Source organism: Streptomyces sp. KLMMK, from assembly GCF_036961605.1.
Taxonomy (GTDB): domain Bacteria; phylum Actinomycetota; class Actinomycetes; order Streptomycetales; family Streptomycetaceae; genus Streptomyces; species Streptomyces telluris.
Map to the genome: position 1 here is coordinate 1 of NZ_JBAMDC010000095.1, position 20,366 is coordinate 20,366.

The 20,366-nt window shown below is 69.5% G+C and carries 16 protein-coding genes and 8 tRNA genes; 10 read left to right on the top strand and 14 right to left on the bottom strand.

Annotation, left to right across the window (positions count from 1 at the left end; all coding sequences use genetic code 11):
- Positions 1–12 precede the first annotated feature (12 nt).
- The 5 genes from V7793_RS16505 to V7793_RS16525 all read right to left on the bottom strand — a co-directional run bounded on the left by V7793_RS16505 (position 13) and on the right by V7793_RS16525 (position 881).
- Positions 13–85: transfer RNA gene (locus V7793_RS16505), tRNA-Gly, on the bottom strand.
- A gap of 79 nt (positions 86–164) precedes the next feature.
- Positions 165–236, bottom strand: a tRNA-Gly gene (locus V7793_RS16510).
- A 46-nt stretch (positions 237–282) separates the two neighbouring features.
- Positions 283–354 (bottom strand) — tRNA-Gly (locus V7793_RS16515).
- A 48-nt stretch (positions 355–402) separates the two neighbouring features.
- Positions 403–474: transfer RNA gene (locus V7793_RS16520), tRNA-Gly, on the bottom strand.
- Positions 475–563: 89 nt separating this feature from the next.
- Positions 564–881: a histone-like nucleoid-structuring protein Lsr2 gene (locus V7793_RS16525; RefSeq protein WP_058047532.1), complete on the bottom strand. Its 318-nt coding sequence runs from the start codon at positions 879–881 to the stop codon at positions 564–566.
- A gap of 315 nt (positions 882–1,196) precedes the next feature.
- Between V7793_RS16525 and purS the strand changes: the two genes are divergently transcribed.
- The 3 genes from purS to purL are packed head-to-tail and all read left to right on the top strand — an operon-like array spanning position 1,197 to position 4,368.
- Positions 1,197–1,442, top strand: a complete 246-nt coding sequence (gene purS / locus V7793_RS16530; RefSeq protein ID WP_030367046.1) for a phosphoribosylformylglycinamidine synthase subunit PurS — start codon at positions 1,197–1,199, stop codon at positions 1,440–1,442.
- Positions 1,439–2,122: a phosphoribosylformylglycinamidine synthase subunit PurQ gene (gene purQ, locus V7793_RS16535; RefSeq protein ID WP_168096628.1), complete on the top strand. Its 684-nt coding sequence runs from the start codon at positions 1,439–1,441 to the stop codon at positions 2,120–2,122. The genes purS and purQ overlap by 4 nt, the downstream gene beginning before the upstream one ends.
- Positions 2,119–4,368, top strand: coding sequence for a phosphoribosylformylglycinamidine synthase subunit PurL (gene purL / locus V7793_RS16540; protein WP_336007169.1), 2,250 nt, complete (start codon positions 2,119–2,121; stop codon positions 4,366–4,368). The genes purQ and purL overlap by 4 nt, the downstream gene beginning before the upstream one ends.
- A gap of 59 nt (positions 4,369–4,427) precedes the next feature.
- Here the strand turns inward: purL and V7793_RS16545 are convergent, their stop codons facing one another.
- Positions 4,428–5,891, bottom strand: coding sequence for an MFS transporter (locus tag V7793_RS16545; protein WP_336007171.1), 1,464 nt, complete (start codon positions 5,889–5,891; stop codon positions 4,428–4,430).
- A 257-nt stretch (positions 5,892–6,148) separates the two neighbouring features.
- Here V7793_RS16545 and V7793_RS16550 point away from each other — a divergent pair, with 257 nt between their 5' ends.
- The 4 genes from V7793_RS16550 to purM all read left to right on the top strand — a co-directional run bounded on the left by V7793_RS16550 (position 6,149) and on the right by purM (position 10,400).
- Entirely contained in the window at positions 6,149–6,850 is a 702-nt protein-coding gene (locus tag V7793_RS16550; RefSeq protein WP_336007173.1) for a TetR/AcrR family transcriptional regulator, read from the top strand.
- Between the two features lie 10 nt (positions 6,851–6,860).
- Positions 6,861–7,637: a sterol carrier family protein gene (locus V7793_RS16555; protein WP_336007176.1), complete on the top strand. Its 777-nt coding sequence runs from the start codon at positions 6,861–6,863 to the stop codon at positions 7,635–7,637.
- Positions 7,638–7,773: 136 nt separating this feature from the next.
- The gene (gene purF / locus V7793_RS16560) at positions 7,774–9,291 is read left to right on the top strand and encodes an amidophosphoribosyltransferase (protein WP_336007178.1); all 1,518 of its coding nucleotides are present in this window, start codon (positions 7,774–7,776) and stop codon (positions 9,289–9,291) included.
- A gap of 41 nt (positions 9,292–9,332) precedes the next feature.
- Positions 9,333–10,400, top strand: coding sequence for a phosphoribosylformylglycinamidine cyclo-ligase (purM, locus tag V7793_RS16565; protein ID WP_336007181.1), 1,068 nt, complete (start codon positions 9,333–9,335; stop codon positions 10,398–10,400).
- 170 nt (positions 10,401–10,570) lie between these two features.
- Here the strand turns inward: purM and V7793_RS16570 are convergent, their stop codons facing one another.
- Together V7793_RS16570 and V7793_RS16575 are read right to left on the bottom strand one after the other, a co-directional pair.
- Positions 10,571–10,828 (bottom strand): DUF3073 domain-containing protein, encoded by a 258-nt coding sequence (locus V7793_RS16570; protein ID WP_058047541.1) that lies wholly within the window; start codon positions 10,826–10,828, stop codon positions 10,571–10,573.
- A gap of 391 nt (positions 10,829–11,219) precedes the next feature.
- Entirely contained in the window at positions 11,220–12,350 is a 1,131-nt protein-coding gene (locus V7793_RS16575; RefSeq protein ID WP_443057924.1) for a Leu/Phe/Val dehydrogenase, read from the bottom strand.
- Positions 12,351–12,552: 202 nt separating this feature from the next.
- On the opposite strand from V7793_RS16575, the gene V7793_RS16580 reads away from it, so the two are divergent.
- Both V7793_RS16580 and bldC read left to right on the top strand, forming a co-directional pair.
- Positions 12,553–13,437 carry a hypothetical protein gene (locus V7793_RS16580; RefSeq protein ID WP_336007186.1) on the top strand — a complete coding sequence of 295 codons (885 nt, stop codon included), beginning with the start codon at positions 12,553–12,555 and terminating at the stop codon, positions 13,435–13,437.
- 468 nt (positions 13,438–13,905) lie between these two features.
- Positions 13,906–14,112 carry a developmental transcriptional regulator BldC gene (gene bldC / locus V7793_RS16585; protein ID WP_003949541.1) on the top strand — a complete coding sequence of 69 codons (207 nt, stop codon included), beginning with the start codon at positions 13,906–13,908 and terminating at the stop codon, positions 14,110–14,112.
- Between the two features lie 473 nt (positions 14,113–14,585).
- Here the strand turns inward: bldC and V7793_RS16590 are convergent, their stop codons facing one another.
- From V7793_RS16590 to V7793_RS16615, 6 genes are all read right to left on the bottom strand, one after another.
- Entirely contained in the window at positions 14,586–14,816 is a 231-nt protein-coding gene (locus tag V7793_RS16590) for a DUF6274 family protein (protein WP_058047577.1), read from the bottom strand.
- Positions 14,817–14,920: 104 nt separating this feature from the next.
- A tRNA-Asp gene (locus V7793_RS16595) sits at positions 14,921–14,995 on the bottom strand.
- Positions 14,996–15,130: 135 nt separating this feature from the next.
- On the bottom strand, positions 15,131–19,087 hold the full coding sequence (hrpA, locus tag V7793_RS16600; protein WP_336007189.1) for an ATP-dependent RNA helicase HrpA: 3,957 nt from the start codon (positions 19,085–19,087) through the stop codon (positions 15,131–15,133).
- Positions 19,088–19,256: 169 nt separating this feature from the next.
- A tRNA-Phe gene (locus V7793_RS16605) sits at positions 19,257–19,330 on the bottom strand.
- Positions 19,331–19,354: 24 nt separating this feature from the next.
- Positions 19,355–19,429 (bottom strand) — tRNA-Asp (locus tag V7793_RS16610).
- A 39-nt stretch (positions 19,430–19,468) separates the two neighbouring features.
- Positions 19,469–19,541 (bottom strand) — tRNA-Glu (locus V7793_RS16615).
- Between the two features lie 180 nt (positions 19,542–19,721).
- Here V7793_RS16615 and V7793_RS16620 point away from each other — a divergent pair.
- Positions 19,722–20,072, top strand: coding sequence for a metallopeptidase family protein (locus tag V7793_RS16620; RefSeq protein ID WP_058047578.1), 351 nt, complete (start codon positions 19,722–19,724; stop codon positions 20,070–20,072).
- The last annotated feature ends 294 nt before the right edge of the window (positions 20,073–20,366 follow it).

Sequence of the window (20,366 nt, forward strand, 5' to 3'; positions counted from 1 at the left end):
CTTCGTTCACTGAGCGGACGACGAGACTCGAACTCGCGACATCCACCTTGGCAAGGTGGTGCTCTACCAACTGAGCTACGTCCGCATGCCTCCGACCGGCTTTCACCGGGCGGCGCGAGACATCACTCTACCTGATCCACCGGAGTGGTCGGTAACGTGATGAGAGCGGGTGACAGGAATCGCACACTGCGCCTCCCTCTTGGAAAGAGGGCGCTCTACTACTGAGCTACACCCGCATGGATCGCCGGTCCGGCCCACGGAGGTGGACCGGTAAGCGATCAGAGCGGGTGACAGGAATCGCACACTGCGCCTCCCCCTTGGAAAGGGGGCGCTCTACTACTGAGCTACACCCGCATGATCCGTCCCGCCGGGCCACACACGTGTGGACCGGAGGACGTTCAGAGCGGGTGACAGGAATCGCACACTGCGCCTCCCTCTTGGAAAGAGGGCGCTCTACTACTGAGCTACACCCGCGTGACCTGGGGGTTCGTCCGGTTTCCCGGCCGCGCCCCTCGGCGTGATCCAGACTCTAGCTGATCATCCGGGGTGCTTGGCAAATCGGCTCAGTCGGCGGAGTTGAAGGCCTCGTACACGCGCTTGGGGATCCGGCCCCGCGGCGGGACGTCCATGCCGTTCGAGCGCGCCCATGCGCGGACCGCCGCCGGGTCGGGGGCGACGGAGGTGCGGCGGTAGACCTTGCCGGAGCGGGACTGCTTGCGGCCGGCCTCCAGGTAAGGCGTGAGGATCGCCCGCAGTTTCTTCGCATTGGCAGTGTTGAGGTCGATCTCGTACGACTTGCCGTCGAGGCCGAAGGTAACCGTCTCCGCGGCTTCCCCGCCGTCGATGTCGTCGGAGAGTGTGACCACTACGCGCTGTGCCACGAATATCGGTCCTTTCAGCGGGCACCGCCGCGGTGAACTGCGGAGATGCACAGGTTCCGGATGTTCCGGATCCGTTCCGGGTCAATGGTTATTCATTTGTACAACAAAGGGCATTGCAAAGTGAAGCCCAGTTAATTCGGTCCGAGTGCCCCTTCGCAATCAGGACCGTACGTTTTTCCCGGGATTTTTCCAGGGCGTCCCGGCTGTCGATGCGTAAACGTGACAGGACGCCCAGCATATCTATGCGCGTAGATTTTTGGGGACTGTACTCTGGCCGTACCGCTTCAGCTCACGCACCACACACCGGGAGTGCCAGTGGCACGCGTCGTAGTCGACGTCATGCTCAAGCCGGAGATCCTCGACCCGCAGGGCCAGGCGGTGCAGCGCGCGCTGCCTCGCCTGGGTTTTGAGGGGATCGCCGACGTCCGTCAGGGCAAGCGCTTTGAACTCGAGGTGGAGGGCCCGGTCGACGACGCCGCCCTCGCCCGAATCCACGAGATGGCGGAAACGTTTCTCGCCAACACCGTGATCGAGAACTTCACCGTGCGGGTCGACTCGTGACCGCACGCGTAGGAGTCGTCACCTTCCCCGGCACCCTCGACGACCGCGACACCCAGCGCGCCGTCCGGATCGCCGGCCTCGAGCCCGTGCCGCTCTGGCACCGCGACAAGGACCTCAAGCAGGTGGACGCCGTGGTCCTGCCCGGCGGTTTCTCCTACGGCGACTATCTGCGGGCGGGGGCCATCTCCCGCTTCTCGCCGGTCATGGAAACCGTCATCGACCAGGCCAAGGGCGGCATGCCCGTCCTCGGCATCTGCAACGGTTTCCAGGTACTCACCGAGACCCACCTGCTGCCCGGCGCGATGCTGCGCAACAACCACCTGCACTTCATCTGCCGCGAGCAGAAGCTGCGGGTGGAGAACGCGGACACGGCCTGGACGTCCGACTACGAGGCGGGCCAGGAGATCTCCATCCCGCTGAAGAACATCGACGGCCGCTACGTCGCCGACGAGCACACCCTCGACGAGCTCGAGGCGGAGGGCCGCGTCGCCTTCCGCTACCTCGACGGGAACCCCAACGGCTCGCTGCGCGACATCGCGGGCATCACCAACGAGGCGGGCAACGTCGTCGGCCTCATGCCGCACCCCGAGCACGCCGTGGAACCGCTGGTCGGCACCGGCCGCACCGACGGCCTCGGATTCTTCACCTCGATCCTGAGGAAGCTGGTCAACGCCTCATGACCCTCGACACCGTCAAGCACGCCGACGAGACGCCCGACGTCGAGCAGCCCTGGGCCGAGCTGGGCCTGAAGCAGGACGAGTACGAGCGCATCCGTACGATCCTGGGCCGCCGTCCCACCGGCGCCGAGCTCGCCATGTACTCCGTGATGTGGTCCGAGCACTGCTCCTACAAGAGCAGCAAGGTGCACCTGCGCCAGTTCGGCGAGAAGGCCCCCGAGAACGACGCCCTGCTGGTCGGCATCGGCGAGAACGCCGGTGTCGTCGACGTCGGCCAGGGCTACGCGGTCACCTTCAAGGTCGAGTCGCACAACCACCCGTCGTACATCGAGCCCTACCAGGGCGCGGCCACCGGCATCGGCGGCATCGTCCGCGACATCCTCGCGATGGGCGCCCGCCCGGTCGCCGTCATGGACCCGCTGCGCTTCGGCGCCGCCGACCACCCCGACACCAAGCGCGTCCTGCCGGGCGTCGTCGCGGGCATCGGCGGCTACGGCAACTGCCTGGGCCTGCCCAACATCGGCGGCGAGGTCGTCTTCGACTCCTGCTACCAGGGCAACCCGCTGGTCAACGCCCTGTGCGTCGGCGTGATGAAGCACGAGGACATCCACCTCGCCAAGGCCTCCGGCGCCGGCAACAAGGTCATCCTCTACGGCGCCCGCACCGGCGGCGACGGCATCGGCGGTGTCTCGGTCCTCGCGTCCGAGACCTTCGACGATTCGAAGCCGGCCAAGCGTCCCGCCGTCCAGGTCGGCGACCCCTTCCAGGAGAAGCTCCTCATCGAGTGCACCCTGGAGATCTTCCGCGAGGACCTGGTCGACGGCATTCAGGACCTCGGCGGCGCCGGCCTGTCCTGCGCCACCAGCGAGCTGGCCAGCGCCGGCTCCGGCGGCATGCGCGTCGAGCTGGACCGCGTGCACCTGCGCGACGCGACGCTCTCGCCCGAGGAGATCCTCATGAGCGAGTCGCAGGAGCGCATGTGCGCGATCGTCGAGCCCGGCAAGGTCGACCGCTTCCTGGAGATCTGCGAGAAGTGGGACGTCATCGCCACCGTCATCGGTGAGGTGACCGACGGCGAGCGGCTGGAGATCTTCTGGCACGGCGAGCAGATCGTGGACGTGCCGCCGCGCACCGTCGCCCACGAGGGCCCGGTCTACGAGCGCCCGTACGCCCGCCCGGACTGGCAGGACGCCCTCCAGGCCGACGACGCGAACAAGCTGGCCCGCCCGGAGACCGCCGAGGAGCTGCGCGAGCAGGTCCTGAAGGTGATCTCCTCGCCGAACCAGGCCTCCAAGGCGTGGATCACCGATCAGTACGACCGGTTCGTGCAGGGCAACACCGTCCTCGCGCAGCCGGAGGACTCCGGCATGGTCCGCGTCGACGAGGACACCAACCTCGGTGTCGCCGTTGCCACGGACGGCAACGGCCGCTACGCCAAGCTCGACCCGTACACCGGTGCGCAGCTGGCGCTCGCGGAGTCCTACCGCAACGTGGCCGCCTCCGGCGCCCGCCCGCTGGCCATCTCCAACTGCCTGAACTTCGGATCCCCCGAGGACCCGGCGGTCATGTGGCAGTTCGCCGAGGCCACGCGCGGTCTGGCCGACGGCTGCCTGGAGCTGGGCACCCCGGTCACCGGCGGCAACGTCTCGCTCTACAACCAGACCGGCGAGACCGCCATCCACCCGACCCCCGTGGTCGCGGTGCTCGGCGTCATCGACGACGTCGACCGCCGTACGCCGATGGCCTTCTCGGACGAGGGCCACCTGCTCTACCTGCTGGGTGACACCAAGGAAGAGCTGGGCGGTTCGGCCTGGTCCCAGGTCGTCCACGACCACCTCGGCGGGCTGCCGCCGGCCGTGGACCTGGGCCGGGAGAAGCTCCTGGCGGAGATCCTCATCTCGGCCTCCCGCGACGGCATGGTCGACGCGGCGCACGACCTGTCGGACGGCGGTCTGATCCAGGCCCTCGCCGAGTCGTGCCTGCGGGGCGGCAAGGGCGCCCGGATCGTCGTCCCCGACGGCATCGACCCCTTCGTCTTCCTCTTCTCCGAGTCCGCCGGCCGTGCCGTCGTCGCGGTCCCGCGCAGCGAGGAGCTCCGCTTCACCGACATGTGCGGAGCGCGGGGCCTTCCCGCGGCCCGCATCGGCGTCGTCGACGGCGAAGAGATCGACATCCAGGGCCGGTTCAGCATTCCGCTGGCCGAGCTGCGCGAGGCCCACGAGGCCACCATCCCCGCGCTGCTCGCATAACCCGCTGCGCCTGTCCCCGGCGGCCCGGCCGCCGGGGACAGGCGTTACGGGATCTCCGGTCACCGGAGCCGCAGGCGCACCGCCAGCAGCAGGGCCACCGCCATCGCTCCGGCCGCACACAGGAACACCGTGTCGACGGAGGAAGTGAAGGCCCGTATCGCCTGGGCATGGGCCTCGCCGCCGAGCGAGGCTATGCGGCCGGCCGAGCCGCCGGGGCCCTTCGCCTCGTACACCCGGGCCAGCACCGTGCCGAACAGGGAGGCGCCCAGCGCGCTGCCCAGGGCCTGGAAGAAGCGGATTCCCGTGGTGGCCACGCCCAGTTGGCGGGCCGGTGCGTGTTCCTGCGTGAGCTGGATCAGCTGGCCGAGCAGCTGGCCGAACCCCACGCCGAGGAGCAGCAGCGCCGTGGCGACGACCCACAGGCCGGTGTCGGTTCCCAGCGTCGCGAGCAGGCCCATCGCCGCTGCCGAGAGAGCCGTTCCGGTGACGACGAACGTCTTCTGCGGCCAGCCGCGGGCCGCGAGCTTTGCGGTGACGATGCCCGTGATGGAGATTCCCGCGGCCATGGGGAGCAGGAACAGGCTCGCGTCCGTAGCGGCGATGCCGCGCACGAGCTGCAGGTAGACGATCACGTAGACGAGCGAGCCCATCAGGGCCATCCCGGTGAGCGCCTGCAGCGCGAACGAGATGCGCAGCACAGGGATCTTGAACAGTGACAGGGGCAGCACGGGCTCGGCCGCCGTGGCCTGCCGCCGGAGGAACAGGCCGAGCAGCAGCACGCTCGCCACGATCAGTCCGAGGACGGTGGGGGAGCCCCACGCGTACTCCTTGCCGCCCCATTCGGTGACGAGCAGCAGGGCTGTGGAGAAGGCCGCAGCGAGGCCGGCGCCGAGGAAGTCGATCCGGTGGCGCGAGCCGTGGTGGGGCAGCTTGAGGACGACGGCCGCGGCGGCGAGCACGGCGATGCCGATGGGCAGGTTCACGTAGAACACCCAGCGCCAGTCGGCGTGATCGGCGAGGACGCCGCCCAGCACGGGCCCGAGCGCCATGCCCGCGCCCGCCACGATGCCGCCTACCCCGGCGCCGCCGCCCTTGCCGCGGCCGCCGCCGGCGCCGCCGCTCCCGCCCGCGGCCTCGCCCGCCTTGAGCTGGGCGATCACGACCATGGTGACGCTCATCAGCCCTCCGCCGCCGATGCCTTGGACGGCGCGGAAGGCGATGAGCTGCTCCATGGACTGCGCGGCCCCGCACAGCGCCGAGCCCGCGAGGAAGGCGGCGACGGCGCCCAGGAACACCCGGCGCGCGCCGTGGGTGTCGCACAGCTTGCCGTACAGGGGCAGGACGGCGGTCGAGGCGAGGGCGAAGGCGCTGATCAGCCACGGGACCCGGTCGATGCCGTGCGCGGGGTCGAGGTCGTGCACGATCGGGACCGTGACGGCCGAGACGATGTTCTGGTCGAGCACGGCCAGGAGCATCGTGGCCATGCAGACGACGAAGGCGACCTTCCGCTGCCCTGCCGTCATATGGGGCCCGGCCGCCTGACCGCCCGGCGCCGGGGCGTCCGCGGCCCCCGCCGCAGCCCTTCCTGCAGGCCCTTGCTCCGGGGCCAACTGCCCCGTCGCCGTGGATGAATGCACCCTTCTTCCCCCTCCGGAGTCGGCCGTGAACGCCGACGGAAGCGGCGTGCCCTCACCATGCCCCGGGATCGTGTACCGAGTCAATTCTTCTATCGGGTAAGTTTGTCGCCCTGGTCAAAGTTTCATCCTGGTACAGTCAGGGCATGACCGAAGGGCTGAGCCTGCGCGAGCGCAAGAAGATCCAGACCCGGCGCACGCTGTGGAAGACCGCCGCCAAGCTGTTCCTGGAGCGCGGTTACGACCAGGTGTCGGTCGCTGAGGTCGCCCTGGCCGCCGAGGTCTCGAAGATGACGGTCTTCAACTACATGTCCTCCAAGGAGGATCTGGTCCTCGGCCCCATGCAGGAGCACATCGGCGACGCCGCCCGTGCCGTGCGCGACAGGCACCCCGGCGAGTCCGCGGTCGCCGCCTTCCGCAGGGACTTCATGGCCGGGCTCCACGCCCACGAGGCGTCCGTCGGCATGAGCGACGACCCCTACGTGCTCCAGGTGCGCCGGCTGATCCAGGAGACCCCGGCCCTTCTCGCGCGCGCCCATGAGCATGTCCGCCGCGCCCAGGAGCTGCTGGCCGAGGAGCTGGCCGCCGCCGAGGACGGGCCCGATGCCGAGCTCGCTCCGGTGGTCGCGGCCCAGCTGATGAGCGTCCGTTATGCCGTCCACGAGTACAACCACCGGCGTCTGCTCGCCGGCGAGTCGGCGGACGAGGTCCTCCCCGGCGCCGTCGCCCTGGCGGAGCGGGCGTTCGCCCTGGTCGAGCACGGGCTCGGGGACTTCGGGTCGCTCCCGGCCGGCGCCGCGGAAGCGCACACCGGCACGGCGCGGACCGGGGAGACCGGCGCCGAATAGGGTCGGAGCCATGCCTCCCGCCCAGCGCAAGCCCCGCCCCCGCAGCTACGACCCCGCCAAAGCGCGCGCCGCTGTCATGGCACAGCTCGCCCACGTACGGGAAGCGGCCGCGGGCCTGGACGAGGCGCAACTGGCCCTGCCGACGCGGCTGGGGGAGTGCACGGTCCGCGAGCTGATCGCCCGCATCGCCCTGGGCGTGGGCCTCGTGGCCCGGCTGGTCGAGGAACCCGCCCCGCCCGCGCGGGAGATCACCGCCGTGGACTGGGTGATCAAGGCCTCCCGCGCCGAGACCGGCGCCGGCGATGCGGACACCGCCCTGATCCCCCTCCTGGACGACGTGGCGGACCGTTTCGCCGCCCTGGCCGCCACCCCGCCGGACCGCCTCCTCGCCGCCCCCTCCGGCGCCATCCGGCTGGACGACTTCCTGGTCACCCGCTGCGTGGAGCTGGCCGTCCACACGGACGATCTCGCCGCTGCGCTCGGCGCCGAGATCCGTTACGACCGCCAGGCTTTGGCCAATGCCACCCGCCTGCTCGCCGACGCCCTCGCGGCCAAGGCCCCGGGCGGCTCCGTGGAGGTCCGCATCCCGCCCTTCGCGGTCGTCCAGTGCGTGGCCGGGCCCCGGCACACCCGCGGCACCCCGCCCAATGTGGTCGAGACCGATCCGCTCACCTGGCTGCGCCTGGCCACCGGCCGTACGGACTGGGTGACCGCTCTGGATGCCGCGGCGATCAGTGCGAGCGGCGAACGCGCGGACATCTCCGCGCACCTCCCTTTGGTGGAATGAACAAAAGATCACGGAGGGGTGATTCGCTTGCCCCTAAAGGTGATTCGCTGTGCGCGCCGAGTGGCTGTGCGTGGTGTGAGGCATCACCGGTCGTCCCCGGTTCGGATGAACCTCCTCCCTGCCATAGACTCAAGGTGTGCCTCGTGGTGACGGACGACTCAGCCACGACCTGCTCCCCGGTGAGAAGGGCCCCCAGGACGCATGTGGCGTCTTCGGTGTCTGGGCTCCGGGTGAAGAGGTCGCCAAACTCACCTATTTCGGGCTGTATGCGCTGCAGCACCGTGGACAGGAGTCCGCGGGCATCGCAGTGAGCAACGGCTCCCAGATCCTCGTCTTCAAGGACATGGGACTGGTTTCCCAGGTCTTCGACGAAACCTCCCTCGGCTCTCTCCAGGGCCACATCGCGGTCGGTCACGCCCGCTACTCCACCACCGGAGCCTCGGTGTGGGAGAACGCCCAGCCGACCTTCCGGGCGACCGCCCACGGGTCGATCGCCCTGGGTCACAACGGCAACCTGGTCAACACGGCCGAGCTGGCCGAGATGGTCGCGGCCCTCCCCCGGGAGAACGGCCGTGCCACCCAGGTGGCGGCGACCAACGACACCGACCTGGTCACGGCCCTCCTCGCGGGCCAGACCGACGCCGAGGGCAAGCCGCTGACCATCGAGGAGGCGGCCGCCAAGGTCCTTCCCCAGGTCAAGGGCGCCTTCTGTCTCGTCTTCATGAACGAGCACACGCTCTACGCCGCCCGTGACCCGCAGGGCATCCGCCCGCTGGTCCTCGGCCGCCTGGAGCGCGGCTGGGTGGTGGCCTCCGAGACGGCTGCCCTGGATATCTGCGGCGCCACGTTCGTCCGCGAGATCGAGCCCGGCGAGCTCATCGCCATCGACGAGCACGGCGTGCGCACCAGCCGCTTTGCCGAGGCCCGCCCCAAGGGCTGCGTCTTCGAGTACGTGTACCTGGCCCGCCCCGACACCGATATCGCGGGCCGGAATGTCTACCTTTCCCGTGTGGAAATGGGCCGCCGGCTCGCCGCCGAGGCCCCGGTCGACGCCGACCTGGTGATACCGACCCCGGAATCCGGCACCCCCGCCGCCGTCGGTTACGCGGAAGCCAGCGGCATTCCGTACGGCACCGGCCTGGTCAAGAATTCCTACGTCGGCCGGACCTTCATCCAGCCGAGCCAGACCATCCGCCAGCTCGGCATCCGGCTCAAGCTCAATCCGCTCAAGGAAGTCATCAAGGGCAAGCGCTTGGTCGTCGTCGACGATTCCATCGTCCGCGGCAATACCCAGCGCGCACTCGTCCGGATGCTCCGCGAGGCGGGCGCCGCCGAGGTGCACGTGCGGATTTCCTCCCCGCCGGTGAAGTGGCCGTGTTTCTTCGGCATCGATTTCGCCACCCGCGCCGAGCTGATAGCCAATGGCATGAGCGTCGAGGAGATCGGCCGGTCGCTGGGCGCGGATTCCCTCGCGTACATCTCCCTCGACGGCATGATCGAGGCGACCACCATCGCCAAGCCGAACCTCTGCCGCGCCTGCTTCGACGGCGAGTACCCCATGGCGCTCCCCGACCCCGAGCTGCTGGGCAAGCAGCTCCTGGAGACCGAGCTGGCCGGTGGCACGGATGCCGCCGATGCGCTCCGTCGTCCGTAAACGCCTCCGCAGTACCGAACGACACGAAAGTTCTCAAACTCATGTCTGAGACCACCGGTGCCAGCTACGCAGCCGCGGGCGTCGACATCGAAGCGGGCGATCACGCCGTCGAGCTGATGAAGAAGTGGGTCAAGAAGGCCACCCGCCCGGAGGTCGTCGGCGGCCTCGGCGGTTTCGCCGGGCTCTTCGACGCCAGCGCGCTCAAGCGGTACGAGCGCCCCCTCCTGGCCTCCGCGACCGACGGCGTCGGCACGAAGGTCGACATCGCCCGCCGCATGGGCGTCTACGACACCATCGGCCACGACCTGGTCGGCATGGTCGTGGACGACCTGGTCGTCTGCGGTGCCGAGCCGCTGTTCATGACCGACTACATCTGCGTCGGCAAGGTCTACCCCGAGCGGGTCGCCGCCATCGTCAAGGGCATCGCCGAGGGCTGTGTGCTCGCGGGCTGCGCGCTGGTCGGCGGTGAGACCGCCGAGCACCCCGGGCTGCTCGGGGCGGACGAGTTCGACGTGGCCGGTGCGGGCACCGGTGTGGTCGAGGCCGATCGGGTGCTGGGCGCAGATCGCATCCGTACGGGTGACGTCGTCATCGCGATGGCCTCGTCCGGACTTCACTCGAACGGGTACTCACTGGTCCGCCATGTGCTCTTCGACCGGGCCGGCTGGGAGCTGGACCGCGAGGTTCCGGAGTTCGGCCGGACCCTCGGCGAGGAGCTGCTGGAGCCCACCAGGATCTATTCGCTGGACTGCCTGGCGCTCACCCGTACGGCAGAGGTGCACGCCTTCTCGCACATCACCGGCGGCGGTCTCGCCAACAACCTGGCCCGGGTCGTCCCGGACCACCTCCACGCCACCGTCGACAGGGCGACCTGGACGCCGGGCGCGGTGTTCGACACTGTGGGCCGGCTCGGCGGGGTCGAGCGGCTGGAGCTGGAGAAGACGCTGAACATGGGCGTCGGCATGATGGCGGTCGTGCCGCCGGAGTCCGTGGACGTGGCCCTTTCGGTCCTCGCCGACCGGGGTGTGGACGCCTGGGTCGCGGGTGCGATCACCGAGCGCGGCGATCACGCCGAGGCCGTGGCTCTGACCGGTGACTACGCGAGCTGACGCGAACGGCCGCTTGTGGGCAGCCGTGCCGCTGAGGCGGCACGGGTGGGCACAAGCGGCCCGCAGCCGGGCGACGGCTCAGCCGTGCACCGGCACAGCACACTGCGTCCGGGCAGCACAGAACCCGGTCCGAGGTCGGGCCTCGAACCGGGTCAGTGGGAGTTACAGCGTCAAGCGCGGCGACGGTAAGGAGAGTCGGACGGAGCCTGCTCGTCCTCGTCCTCATCGTCGTTGTAACGACTCGCGTACTGAGCGTACGGGTCGTCATCCAGCTCATCGTCCTTTTCAAGCGGCTCGCTGTTCGGCGGCTGCTTCGTCGGCGATGCGCCCAGCTCATTGGCCAGACGTGAGAGGTCGGTCCCGCCGCTGTTGTACTTCAGCTGGCGGGCGACCTTTGTCTGCTTGGCCTTGGCCCGGCCGCGCCCCATGGCTCGACCCCCTCAATGACGGGGCTCGACGGCCCCAGAGTCTTGACACGCGTTCACGTTCATGAGTCAGAGCGGACCCCCGTGGAGGGATCCGGCCTGTAGGGCTTCAACGGTACCTGCTTCCGCGGCCATACGGTACGTCGCCCGCATGACGTGCCACGCAGCACAACCCTAGGGGAGCCCCGTCCCCGCTGGTCAGCTGCGATTTTAACGTGTCTTGTGCCCCGACCCGCCGATGGGTGGTGAGAGATGTCTCGCTCACCACCTCATCGGACGGGGCTGTAGGGACCGCTAGGGGCGCTCGGCCCGCCCGGCCGGCCGGGCGGTGTCCGCCGACCGGTCACCCGTCGTGTGCAAAGCGCCCTTACCGGACGGTTCTACCAGGCGGTAGCTACACGCCGCCGGCCGCCCGGGCCTCCGCCATGCGCTGCTCGGCCAGCCGGTCGGCAGCGGCGGCGGGCGGAATGCCGTCCGCCTTGGCCCGATCGAATATGGCCAGAGTCGTGTCGAAAATCTGATTCGCCTTGGCCTTGGCACGGTCGAAATCAAATCCGTGCAGTTCGTCCGCGACCTGGATCACTCCGCCGGCGTTCACCACATAGTCGGGCGCATAGAGGATGCCGCGGTCCGCGAGGTCCTTCTCGACGCCGGGGTGGGCGAGCTGGTTGTTGGCCGCGCCGCAGACCACGCTCGCGGTCAGGGCGGCCACCGTGTCGTCGTCCAGGGCGCCGCCGAGGGCGCAGGGGGCGTAGACGTCGAGCGGGGTGCGGACCAGGACGCCGGCGTCGGTCACCGCGGTGACCTGCGGGTGGCGGGCCAGGATGCGCTCGACGGCCTCCGTCCGGACGTCGGTGATCACGACCTCCGCGCCGTCCTCGACCAGGTGCTCCACCAGGTGGTGGCCCACCTTTCCGACGCCCGCGACGCCGACCCGGCGGCCGCGCAGCGTCGGCTCGCCCCACTGGGTCTGTGCGGCGGCGCGCATGCCCTGGAAGACGCCGAAGGCGGTGAGTACGGAGGAGTCGCCGGCGCCGCCGTTCTCGGGGGAGCGGCCGGTGGTCCAGCGGCACTCGCGGGCGACCACGTCCATGTCCTGGACGTAGGTGCCGACGTCGCAGGCGGTGACGTAGCGGCCGCCGAGGGAGGCCACGAAGCGACCGTAGGCAAGCAGGAGCTGATCGGTCTTGATCTGGTTGGGATCGCCGATGATCACGGCCTTACCGCCGCCGTGATCGAGGCCCGCCAGCGCGTTCTTGTAGGACATGCCGCGGGAGAGGTTGAGGGCGTCCAGTACCGCGGCCTCCTCGGAGGCGTACGGATAGAACCGGGTGCCGCCGAGGGCGCTGCCCAGGGCGGTGGAGTGGATGGCGATCACGGCCTTGAGACCGCTCTCGCGGTCCTGGCAGAGGACGACCTGTTCGTGGCCGCCTTGATCGGACCGGAACAATGTGTGCAGCACGCCGTCAGCTTCTGGGGGTCCCCCCTGCACGGAGCGCTTGGGGGAGGGACGTACGTCAGTCACTGTGGTGACTCCATATGTCGCGGAGGTTGCCCTCCGGGGGTGGTGGAGGGCCGGTTGGCAAGAGGGTAAGACCTGTCGGCCCGACCGGCCGGTCCCGTGCGGAGGATCACTCTCCCGGGGAGCGGTGCCATGGGACGATTTGCACGGTACGGGGAGGGTTCGGCAACTCCCTGCGGTGTCCTGCGGTTTGAGGGGAGCACGTGTGGGCTCGGCTTCGTCGGTGACTGTCCCGTACGCGGCGTACCTGCGGGTTTACGAGCCGCTGGGCGCCTTTCCGGAGCCGGAGCGCACGCACTGGGAGCGCTACGCCCGGCGCGAGGTGCTCCCCTGCGCCCAGGACGAGCTCCGGCGCTCGCTCTCCGACCTCCTGCCGACCCCGCCCGTGCCGGTTCCGGTGCACGAGAGCGGCGACGCCTTCGTGACCGTCCAGGACGGCGTGCTGTGCGTCTGCCCCTGGCGCACCCGGCTGCGCGGCTGGCTGGCGCTGGGGGAGCTGTCCGAGACGCTGCCCGCGCCGGTCCTGGACGCGGCGTTGCCGCCGGTGGTGCGCCGGCAGGCGGAGGCCGACTACGAGCGCTGGCAGGAGCGCAACCCCGACGCCCGGCCGTGGATCCGCACGGCCACCTGGCAGGTGCCGCTGCGCTGGTTCGTGCTCTTCTCGGACGAGGAGCGCGAGTACGGCAAGACGGGCGAGTACGCGGGGGAGGGGGAGCCGGGCCGGGGCGGGCCGGCGGGCCGGGACGGGCTCGTCCTGCGCTACCGCACGCCGATGGTCCAGGCCAGACGGCGGGTGGCCCGGGGGCTGCGCACGCTCAAGGACGCCATCGACGAGGGTCCGCTGATCGACGGCCTGGTGGACGTGGGGCGGTGGCTGGAGGAATTCCACCCGCGCTCCCTGGTGGAGCTGGACTACGGCGGTCTGGTGCATATGGTGCCCGAGGCGCAGCTCGCCGAGGATCATTCCGCCGGGGACACGGCGGAGGGGCTCGCGGCGTTGCGCGCGGGGGATGGAGTGCGCGCGGGGAGGGCGTACGAGCGCTTGACGGAGCGCTGGAGCGCCGTACGCAACCGGCAGTACGCCAATTGAAGTCTTGGTGCGAGAAGCCCCAGGACCTAGGTCCCGATCCGGGCCATTGCGGCAACCGTGACCTAACGCACTTTCGTCAGGTCTTGCGCCCATCGCCCATCCGCGTGGCAAAATAGGACAAGGAGTCCGGGAAGGGCTCCTTCCGTCCAACTACGGGCGGATTGATCGGTATTGCACTCCTTGGCGGGTCTGGTGACCCCTGATCCCGCTGTGACTGATCGTCACGGTGGCGTGACTGTCCGCTATGGCATGGTCCATCGGCTTCCGTCGAGGTTGAACACCTGAGAGGGCAATTCCATCGGTTTGGCCGACGTGGCTGGACAGATGGTGTAGTTGTAGTGCCGAGGACAAGCCGTTCGTCCTATAACCGACTCGGCCCGCGTCCGCCATTTCGGGCAACGCGGGTCAAGGTGCAGAATTTAGAGGAAAGAACCGACTCCACGTCAGGTTCTCCCGAGGAGGCCGCTCATGACCGCTCGCACCCCTGATGCCGAGCCGCTGCTGACCCCGGCTGAGGTTGCCACGATGTTCCGCGTGGACCCGAAGACGGTCACCCGTTGGGCCAAGGCTGGCAAGCTCACGTCCATCCGCACGCTCGGAGGACACCGCCGTTACCGCGAAGCGGAGGTCCGCGCCCTGCTGGCGGGCATTCCGCAGCAGCGCAGCGAGGCCTGAACAACCGCATCACCGGGCGTTTTCCGGGGCCCCCAACCCGGCCTGCGCCCAGCTAGCTCCATCTGAAGCACCATCTGGCTACAAGCGACCGGTACCTGCCCCAACAGGTCCGCAGCCCACCGACTTGGGCGAGTCGTCGATCGCGCTGGACTCCGCCGGGTCCAGCGCGATCTTTTTATGCCCGCACGCCGCCTCGAGCGGCCCTCGACGGCCGTGCCCGACTGTGGGCAGCGGGCGCCGGCAACGCACCCGTACGGACCCACGGGCCCACCCTTTCGGGTGGAGTGCAATTGCACATATTAAATTGACTGGTTGTAGGCCAGGCATAAGTTCCCCCGGTCGGAAAACTCTTTCGGTGACTCCCATCACAGTGCGACGTGCTTGTCACTCACCGTGCCGCTGCGGTAAAGAGCCCGGTGAGCAACGCACGCAACCGCTCTGCGGCCGACTGCCGCCGGATCAGGCGCCGTTGGTCACCCGGAAGCCGCCCCGGCCTCCCCGGCGCCCCTGGGCTCGGGCACCGGCCCCGCCGCGGCCTCTTGGGCGAGCCGCAGCAGCCGGTGGCACACGGCGCAGTGGCGGGTCAGATGGCGATACCCCGAGGCGCCCGAGGCGGCGGACAGATGGGCGCGCAGCAGCGCCCTCGTCTCGTGCCTGATGCTCTCGGTCCGCTTGGCCTGGGTGCGGGTGGTGGTTGTCGTCATGGAGCGCAGCACCTCCACTGTCTGGGTACCCCTGGCACGTGTCCCAGTCAAGGTCGAATGCGAGAAGGCCCGGATCCCTGAGGGATCCGGGCCTTCAACCGATGCGGTCCTGACGGGATTTGAACCCGCGGCCTCCACCTTGACAGGGTGGCGAGCACTCCAAACTGCTCCACAGGACCTTGCTTGCTTGCCGCTCTCGCGGGCTTGCGAGACAGACTCTACAGCAGGTCAGGGGGTGCGGTCGAACCCGATCACGGACGCGGCCCCCGAACGGGTCCCGCACCGCGGCGACGGCCGCCCGCACCCCTGTGCCCCTAGGGCGCCAGCTGATCGATGGCCTTCACGATCCGCTTGTCCGAGACCGGGTGCGCCGTCCCCAGGGCGTGGGCGAAGTAGCTCACGCGGAGCTCCTCGATCATCCAGCGGATGTCGAGCGCCTCCTGGGGCACCGGGCGCCCCTTGGGGAACTGCTCCAGCAGCCACGCGTACTCGTCCTGCATCTCCTTCACCTTCGCCATCCGGGCGCGGTCCCGGTCGGCGTTGGAGGGCAGCTGGGTGAGCCGCCGGTCGACCGCCACGAGATAGCGCAGCAGATCCGGCAGCCTGCGTACGCCGTGGGCCGTGACGAAGCCCGGCTTGATGAGCCCCGCCAGCTGCTCCTTGACGTCCGACAGGGAGGACATGAGCGTCAGGCTCGTGGTGGCCTTCAGCCGGCGCTCGCACGCCTGCCAGGCGGCCAGCACCTCCTGCACCTTGCGGATGGCGTCCATCGTGGCGTCCACGATGTCCGCCCGTACCGCGTCGAAGAGCTTGCGGAAGGATTCTTCGTCCCAGACGGGCCCGCCGTGCGCCGCCATCAGCTTGTCGGCCGCACCCGAGACGCAGTCCTCGAAGAGCGCCTGGACGGAGCCGTGCGGATTGCGCGACAGGGCGAGCTTCTGCTGGTTGCCGAGCTTGTCCTGGGCGAATTTCGCGGGGTTGGACGGCAGGTTCAGCAGGATCAGCCGGCGGGTGCCCCGCCACATAGCCTCGCGCTGCTCCGGCTCGGTGTCGAAGAGCCGCACCGCGACCGAGGAGCCCTCGTCGACCAGCGCCGGGTACGCCTTGACCGGCTGGCCGGCCCGCCGCGTCTCGAAGGTGCGCGGCAGGGTGCCCACCGTCCAGGACGTGAGCCCCGAACGCTGCTCCGGGGCGCCGCCGCCGGTGCCGCCGGCCTTGGCGGCCTCCGAGGCCTGCTCGAAGGCCTTGGAGATCGCCGCCTGCGTCTTCGGCTTGAGCCGCAGCCGCAGCGCCTCCAGGTCCTTGTCCTCGGCGATCTTGCGGCGCCGCTCGTCGACCACCCGGAAAGTGATCTTCAGGTGTTCGGGGACCTTGCCCAGGTCGAAGTCCTCCGCCTCCAGCCGGACCGCCGTCATCCGGTGCAGCTCGCGCGCCAGCGTGACCGTCAGCGACTCCTGCAGCGGGACGGCGCGGTCCAGGAAGGCCTTGGCGAAATTCGGCGCCGGCACGTAATTCCTGCGGATCGGCTTGGGCAGCGAACGGATCAGCTCCGTCACCAGGTCCTCGCGCAGCCCCGGGATCTGCCAGTCGAAGCCCTCGGCCGATACCTGGTTCAGCACCTGCAGCGGAACGTGGACGGTCACGCCGTCCGCGTCCGCCCCGGGCTCGAACTGGTACGTCACCTTGAACTTCAGCCGGCCCTGCCGCCAGGAATCCGGATAGTCGTCCTTGGTGACGGCCTCGGCGTTCTCGTTGATGAGCATCGACTGCTCGAAGTTCAGCAACTCCGGCTCGTCGCGCCGCTTGTGCTTCCACCAGGAGTCGAAGTGCGCTCCCGAGACGATGTGTTCGGGCAGCCGCTGGTCGTAGAAGTCGAAGAGCGTCTCGTCGTCCACCAGGATGTCCCGGCGGCGGGCGCGGTGCTCCAGCTCCTCGACCTCGCCGAGCAGTTTGCGGTTGTCCTGGAAGAACTGATGGTGCGTCCGCCAGTCGCCCTCGACCAGGGCGTTGCGGATGAACAGCTCACGGCTGGTCTCCGGGTCGATCCGCCCGTAATTGACCTTCCGCTGGGCGACGATCGGCACGCCGTACAGCGTCACCCGCTCGTACGCCATGACGGCCGCCTGCTTCTGCTCCCAGTGCGGCTCGCTGTAATTGCGCTTCACCAGGTGCTGGGCGAGCGGCTCGATCCACTCCGGCTCCACCTTGGCATTGACCCGCGCCCACAGCCGCGAGGTCTCCACCAGCTCCGCCGACATGATCCAGCGCGGCTGCTTGCGGAACAGCGCCGAGCCCGGGAACACCGCGAATTTCGCGCTGCGGGCACCCAGGTAGTCGTTCTTCTCGGTGTCCTTGAGACCGATGTGCGAGAGCAGACCGGCCAGCAGCGCCTGGTGCACCCGGTCCGGGGCCGCGTCCTCCTCGGCCATGTGGACGCCCATGGACTTCGCGACCGTACGCAGCTGCGAGTAGATGTCCTGCCACTCGCGTATGCGCAGGTAGTTCAGGAACTCCGACTTGCACATGCGCCGGAACGCCGACGACGACAGCGCCTTCTGCTGCTCGCGCACATAGCGCCACAGGTTCAGGAAGGCGAGGAAGTCGCTCGTCTCGTCCTTGAAGTGGGCGTGCTGCTGATCGGCCTGCGCCTGCTTCTCCGAGGGCCGCTCGCGCGGATCCTGGATGGACAGCGCGGCCGCGATGACCATGACCTCGCGGACACAGCCGTTGCGGTCGGCCTCCAGGACCATGCGGGCCAGCCGCGGGTCCACCGGGAGCTGGGCGAGCTTGCGGCCCAGCTGCGTGAGCCTCTTTTTCGGGTCCTTCTGCTGAGGGTCCAGCGCCCCCAGCTCGACCAGCAGGTCGACGCCGTCCTTGATGTTGCGGCGGTCCGGCGGGTCGATGAACGGGAACTTCTCGATGTCGCCGAGCCCGGCCGCGGTCATCTGCAGGATGACGGAGGCGAGGTTCGTACGGAGGATCTCCGCGTCCGTGAATTCCGGGCGGGCGAGGAAATCGTCCTCGGAATACAGCCGGATGCAGATGCCGTCCGACGTACGGCCGCAGCGGCCCTTGCGCTGGTTGGCGCTGGCCTGGGAGACCGCCTCGATCGGCAGCCGCTGGACCTTGGTGCGGTGGCTGTAGCGCGAGATCCGGGCGAAACCGGGGTCGATCACGTAGCGGATGCCGGGCACCGTCAGGGACGTCTCCGCGACGTTCGTCGCGAGGACGATCCGGCGGCCCGTGTGGCGCTGGAAGACCCGGTGCTGCTCGGCGTGCGAGAGGCGGGCATACAGCGGCAGGACCTCGGTGAACCTGAGCTTCTTCTTGTCCAGTGCGTCCGCGGTGTCGCGGATCTCCCGCTCACCGGAGAGGAAGACCAATATGTCGCCGTCGCCCTCGCGCTGCAGCTCCTCCACCGCGTCACAGATCGCAGTGATCTGATCACGGTCGGAATCGCCGGAATTCTCCTCCAGCAGCGGCCGGTACCGCACCTCCACCGGATAGGTGCGCCCGCTGACCTCGATGATCGGAGCTTCGCCGAAATGGCGCGAGAACCGCTCGGGGTCGATGGTGGCCGAGGTGATGACGACCTTGAGGTCGGGGCGGCGCGGCAGCAGCTGGGCCAGGTAGCCCAGGATGAAGTCGATGTTGAGGCTGCGCTCGTGCGCCTCGTCGATGATGATCGTGTCGTACTGGCGCAGCTCGCGGTCCGTCTGGATCTCGGCCAGCAGGATGCCGTCCGTCATCAGCTTGACCAGGGTGTCCTGGCCGACCTGGTCGGTGAAGCGGACCTTCCAGCCGACCGCCTCGCCCAGCGGGGTGCGCAGCTCCTCGGCGACGCGCTCCGCGACCGTGCGGGCGGCGAGCCGGCGGGGCTGGGTGTGCCCGATCAGGCCCCGGACGCCGCGGCCGAGCTCCATGCAGATCTTGGGGATCTGAGTGGTCTTGCCGGAGCCCGTCTCGCCCGCGACGATCACGACCTGGTGGTCGCGGATCGCCGCCAGGATCTCGTCCTTCTTCTGGCTGACGGGGAGCTGCTCGGGATAGGTGACGGCCGGCACGGCGGCGCGGCGGCCCGCGACGCGCAGCTCGGCCGTATCGACCTCTGCCGTGATCTCGGCCAGGACGGCCGCACGGGCCTCGGGCTTGCGGATGCGGCGGGCCCCGTCGAGCCGCCGCCCCAGGCGCTGCGCGTCGCGCAGCGTCAGCTCGGGCAGGCGGGCGGCGAGGTCGGCGAAGGCGGCGGGGGCGGCAGGCTGCGTAGACATACGAAGTCCAGGATCGCACCACGCGCCGGGAAGCGGCGAACCCATTTAAGGGCGCAGTGGCGCCCCCGGGGGCCGCCGGAGGGCTCACTCCGGGGGCGCATCCGCACGCCGGAAGGCAACGGACCAGGGAAAAGCACTGAGCCCCCCGTCGAAGACGGGGGGCTCACTGTGGCTGGGGCCGGGGTCGAACCGGCGACCTTCCGCTTTTCAGGCGGACGCTCGTACCAACTGAGCTACCCAGCCACGCAAGCACCGAGATGCTTGCAGCGGTCCTGACGGGATTTGAACCCGCGGCCTCCACCTTGACAGGGTGGCGAGCACTCCAAACTGCTCCACAGGACCTTGCTATGTGCGAGCACTAGTCTCGCACACGGTAAAGCGTGCCCCCAACGGGATTCGAACCCGTGCTACCGCCTTGAAAGGGCGGCGTCCTGGGCCACTAGACGATGAGGGCTGATGGCCCACCTGGGCGCTTCGCAGCGCCTCGGGGACGTGAGAAGCATATGGGATGGAGAGGGGGAACGCCAAAACGGTTTCCCGGAGGCGGCGCGACGGGGTGGACGGTGGCGGCGCGACGGAGCGGACAGGGGCGGCGCGGGGGCCGTACGGAGGGACGTGCCGGACAATGGCGAGCGTGCTGGAGATGACGCGCGAGGAGTTCGAGGAACTGGTCGCCGAGGCCCTGGACCGGATCCCGCCGGAGCTGACGCGGCTGATGGACAACGTCGCGGTGTTCGTCGAGGACGAGCCCCCGGCGGAGGACCCGGAGCTGCTCGGCCTCTACGAGGGGACGCCGCTGACCGAGCGCGGCGAGTGGTACGCGGGGGTCCTGCCGGACCGGATCACCATCTACCGCGGGCCGACGCTGCGGCTGTGCTCCTCCAGGGAGGAAGTGGTGGAGGAGACCGAGGTGACGGTGGTTCACGAGGTGGCCCACCACTTCGGCATCGACGACGAGCGGCTGCACGCGCTCGGCTACGGGTGAGCGGGTAGGCGGGCGGGCAGGCAGGCAGGGGCGGGCGGCGGGTAGGCGGGCAGCGGGTAAAGAGCCGGTCAGGTGACCGCGTGCCGCGCGTGTCCTGTGCGGGGCGGTCCCAGTTGGGCAGGACGCCTGTTTCATGCGTTGCCGATGCGGCCCGTACGCGTCGCCGATGCGACCCGTAGCCCTAAGGCGGTCCCCGATGCCCCCCACCTCGCCCCGCGCAGCCGTCACCCGGATCGCGGCCGTCGCCGTCGCGGCCCTGGCCCTCGGGGGGTGCATGAGCGTGAGCGACCCGGA

Excerpts from the sequence above, each read along its gene's own strand:
- V7793_RS16545 (WP_336007171.1), bottom strand. The coding sequence starts at position 5,891 with ATGACGGCAGGGCAGCGGAAGGTCGCCTTCGTCGTCTGCATGGCCACG.
- V7793_RS16550 (WP_336007173.1), top strand. The coding sequence starts at position 6,149 with ATGACCGAAGGGCTGAGCCTGCGCGAGCGCAAGAAGATCCAGACCCGG.
- purM (WP_336007181.1), top strand. The coding sequence starts at position 9,333 with ATGTCTGAGACCACCGGTGCCAGCTACGCAGCCGCGGGCGTCGACATC.
- V7793_RS16570 (WP_058047541.1), bottom strand. The coding sequence starts at position 10,828 with ATGGGGCGCGGCCGGGCCAAGGCCAAGCAGACAAAGGTCGCCCGCCAG.
- hrpA (WP_336007189.1), bottom strand. The coding sequence starts at position 19,087 with ATGTCTACGCAGCCTGCCGCCCCCGCCGCCTTCGCCGACCTCGCCGCC.
- bldC (WP_003949541.1), top strand. The coding sequence starts at position 13,906 with ATGACCGCTCGCACCCCTGATGCCGAGCCGCTGCTGACCCCGGCTGAG.
- V7793_RS16555 (WP_336007176.1), top strand. The coding sequence starts at position 6,861 with ATGCCTCCCGCCCAGCGCAAGCCCCGCCCCCGCAGCTACGACCCCGCC.
- V7793_RS16590 (WP_058047577.1), bottom strand. The coding sequence starts at position 14,816 with ATGACGACAACCACCACCCGCACCCAGGCCAAGCGGACCGAGAGCATC.
- purL (WP_336007169.1), top strand. The coding sequence starts at position 2,119 with ATGACCCTCGACACCGTCAAGCACGCCGACGAGACGCCCGACGTCGAG.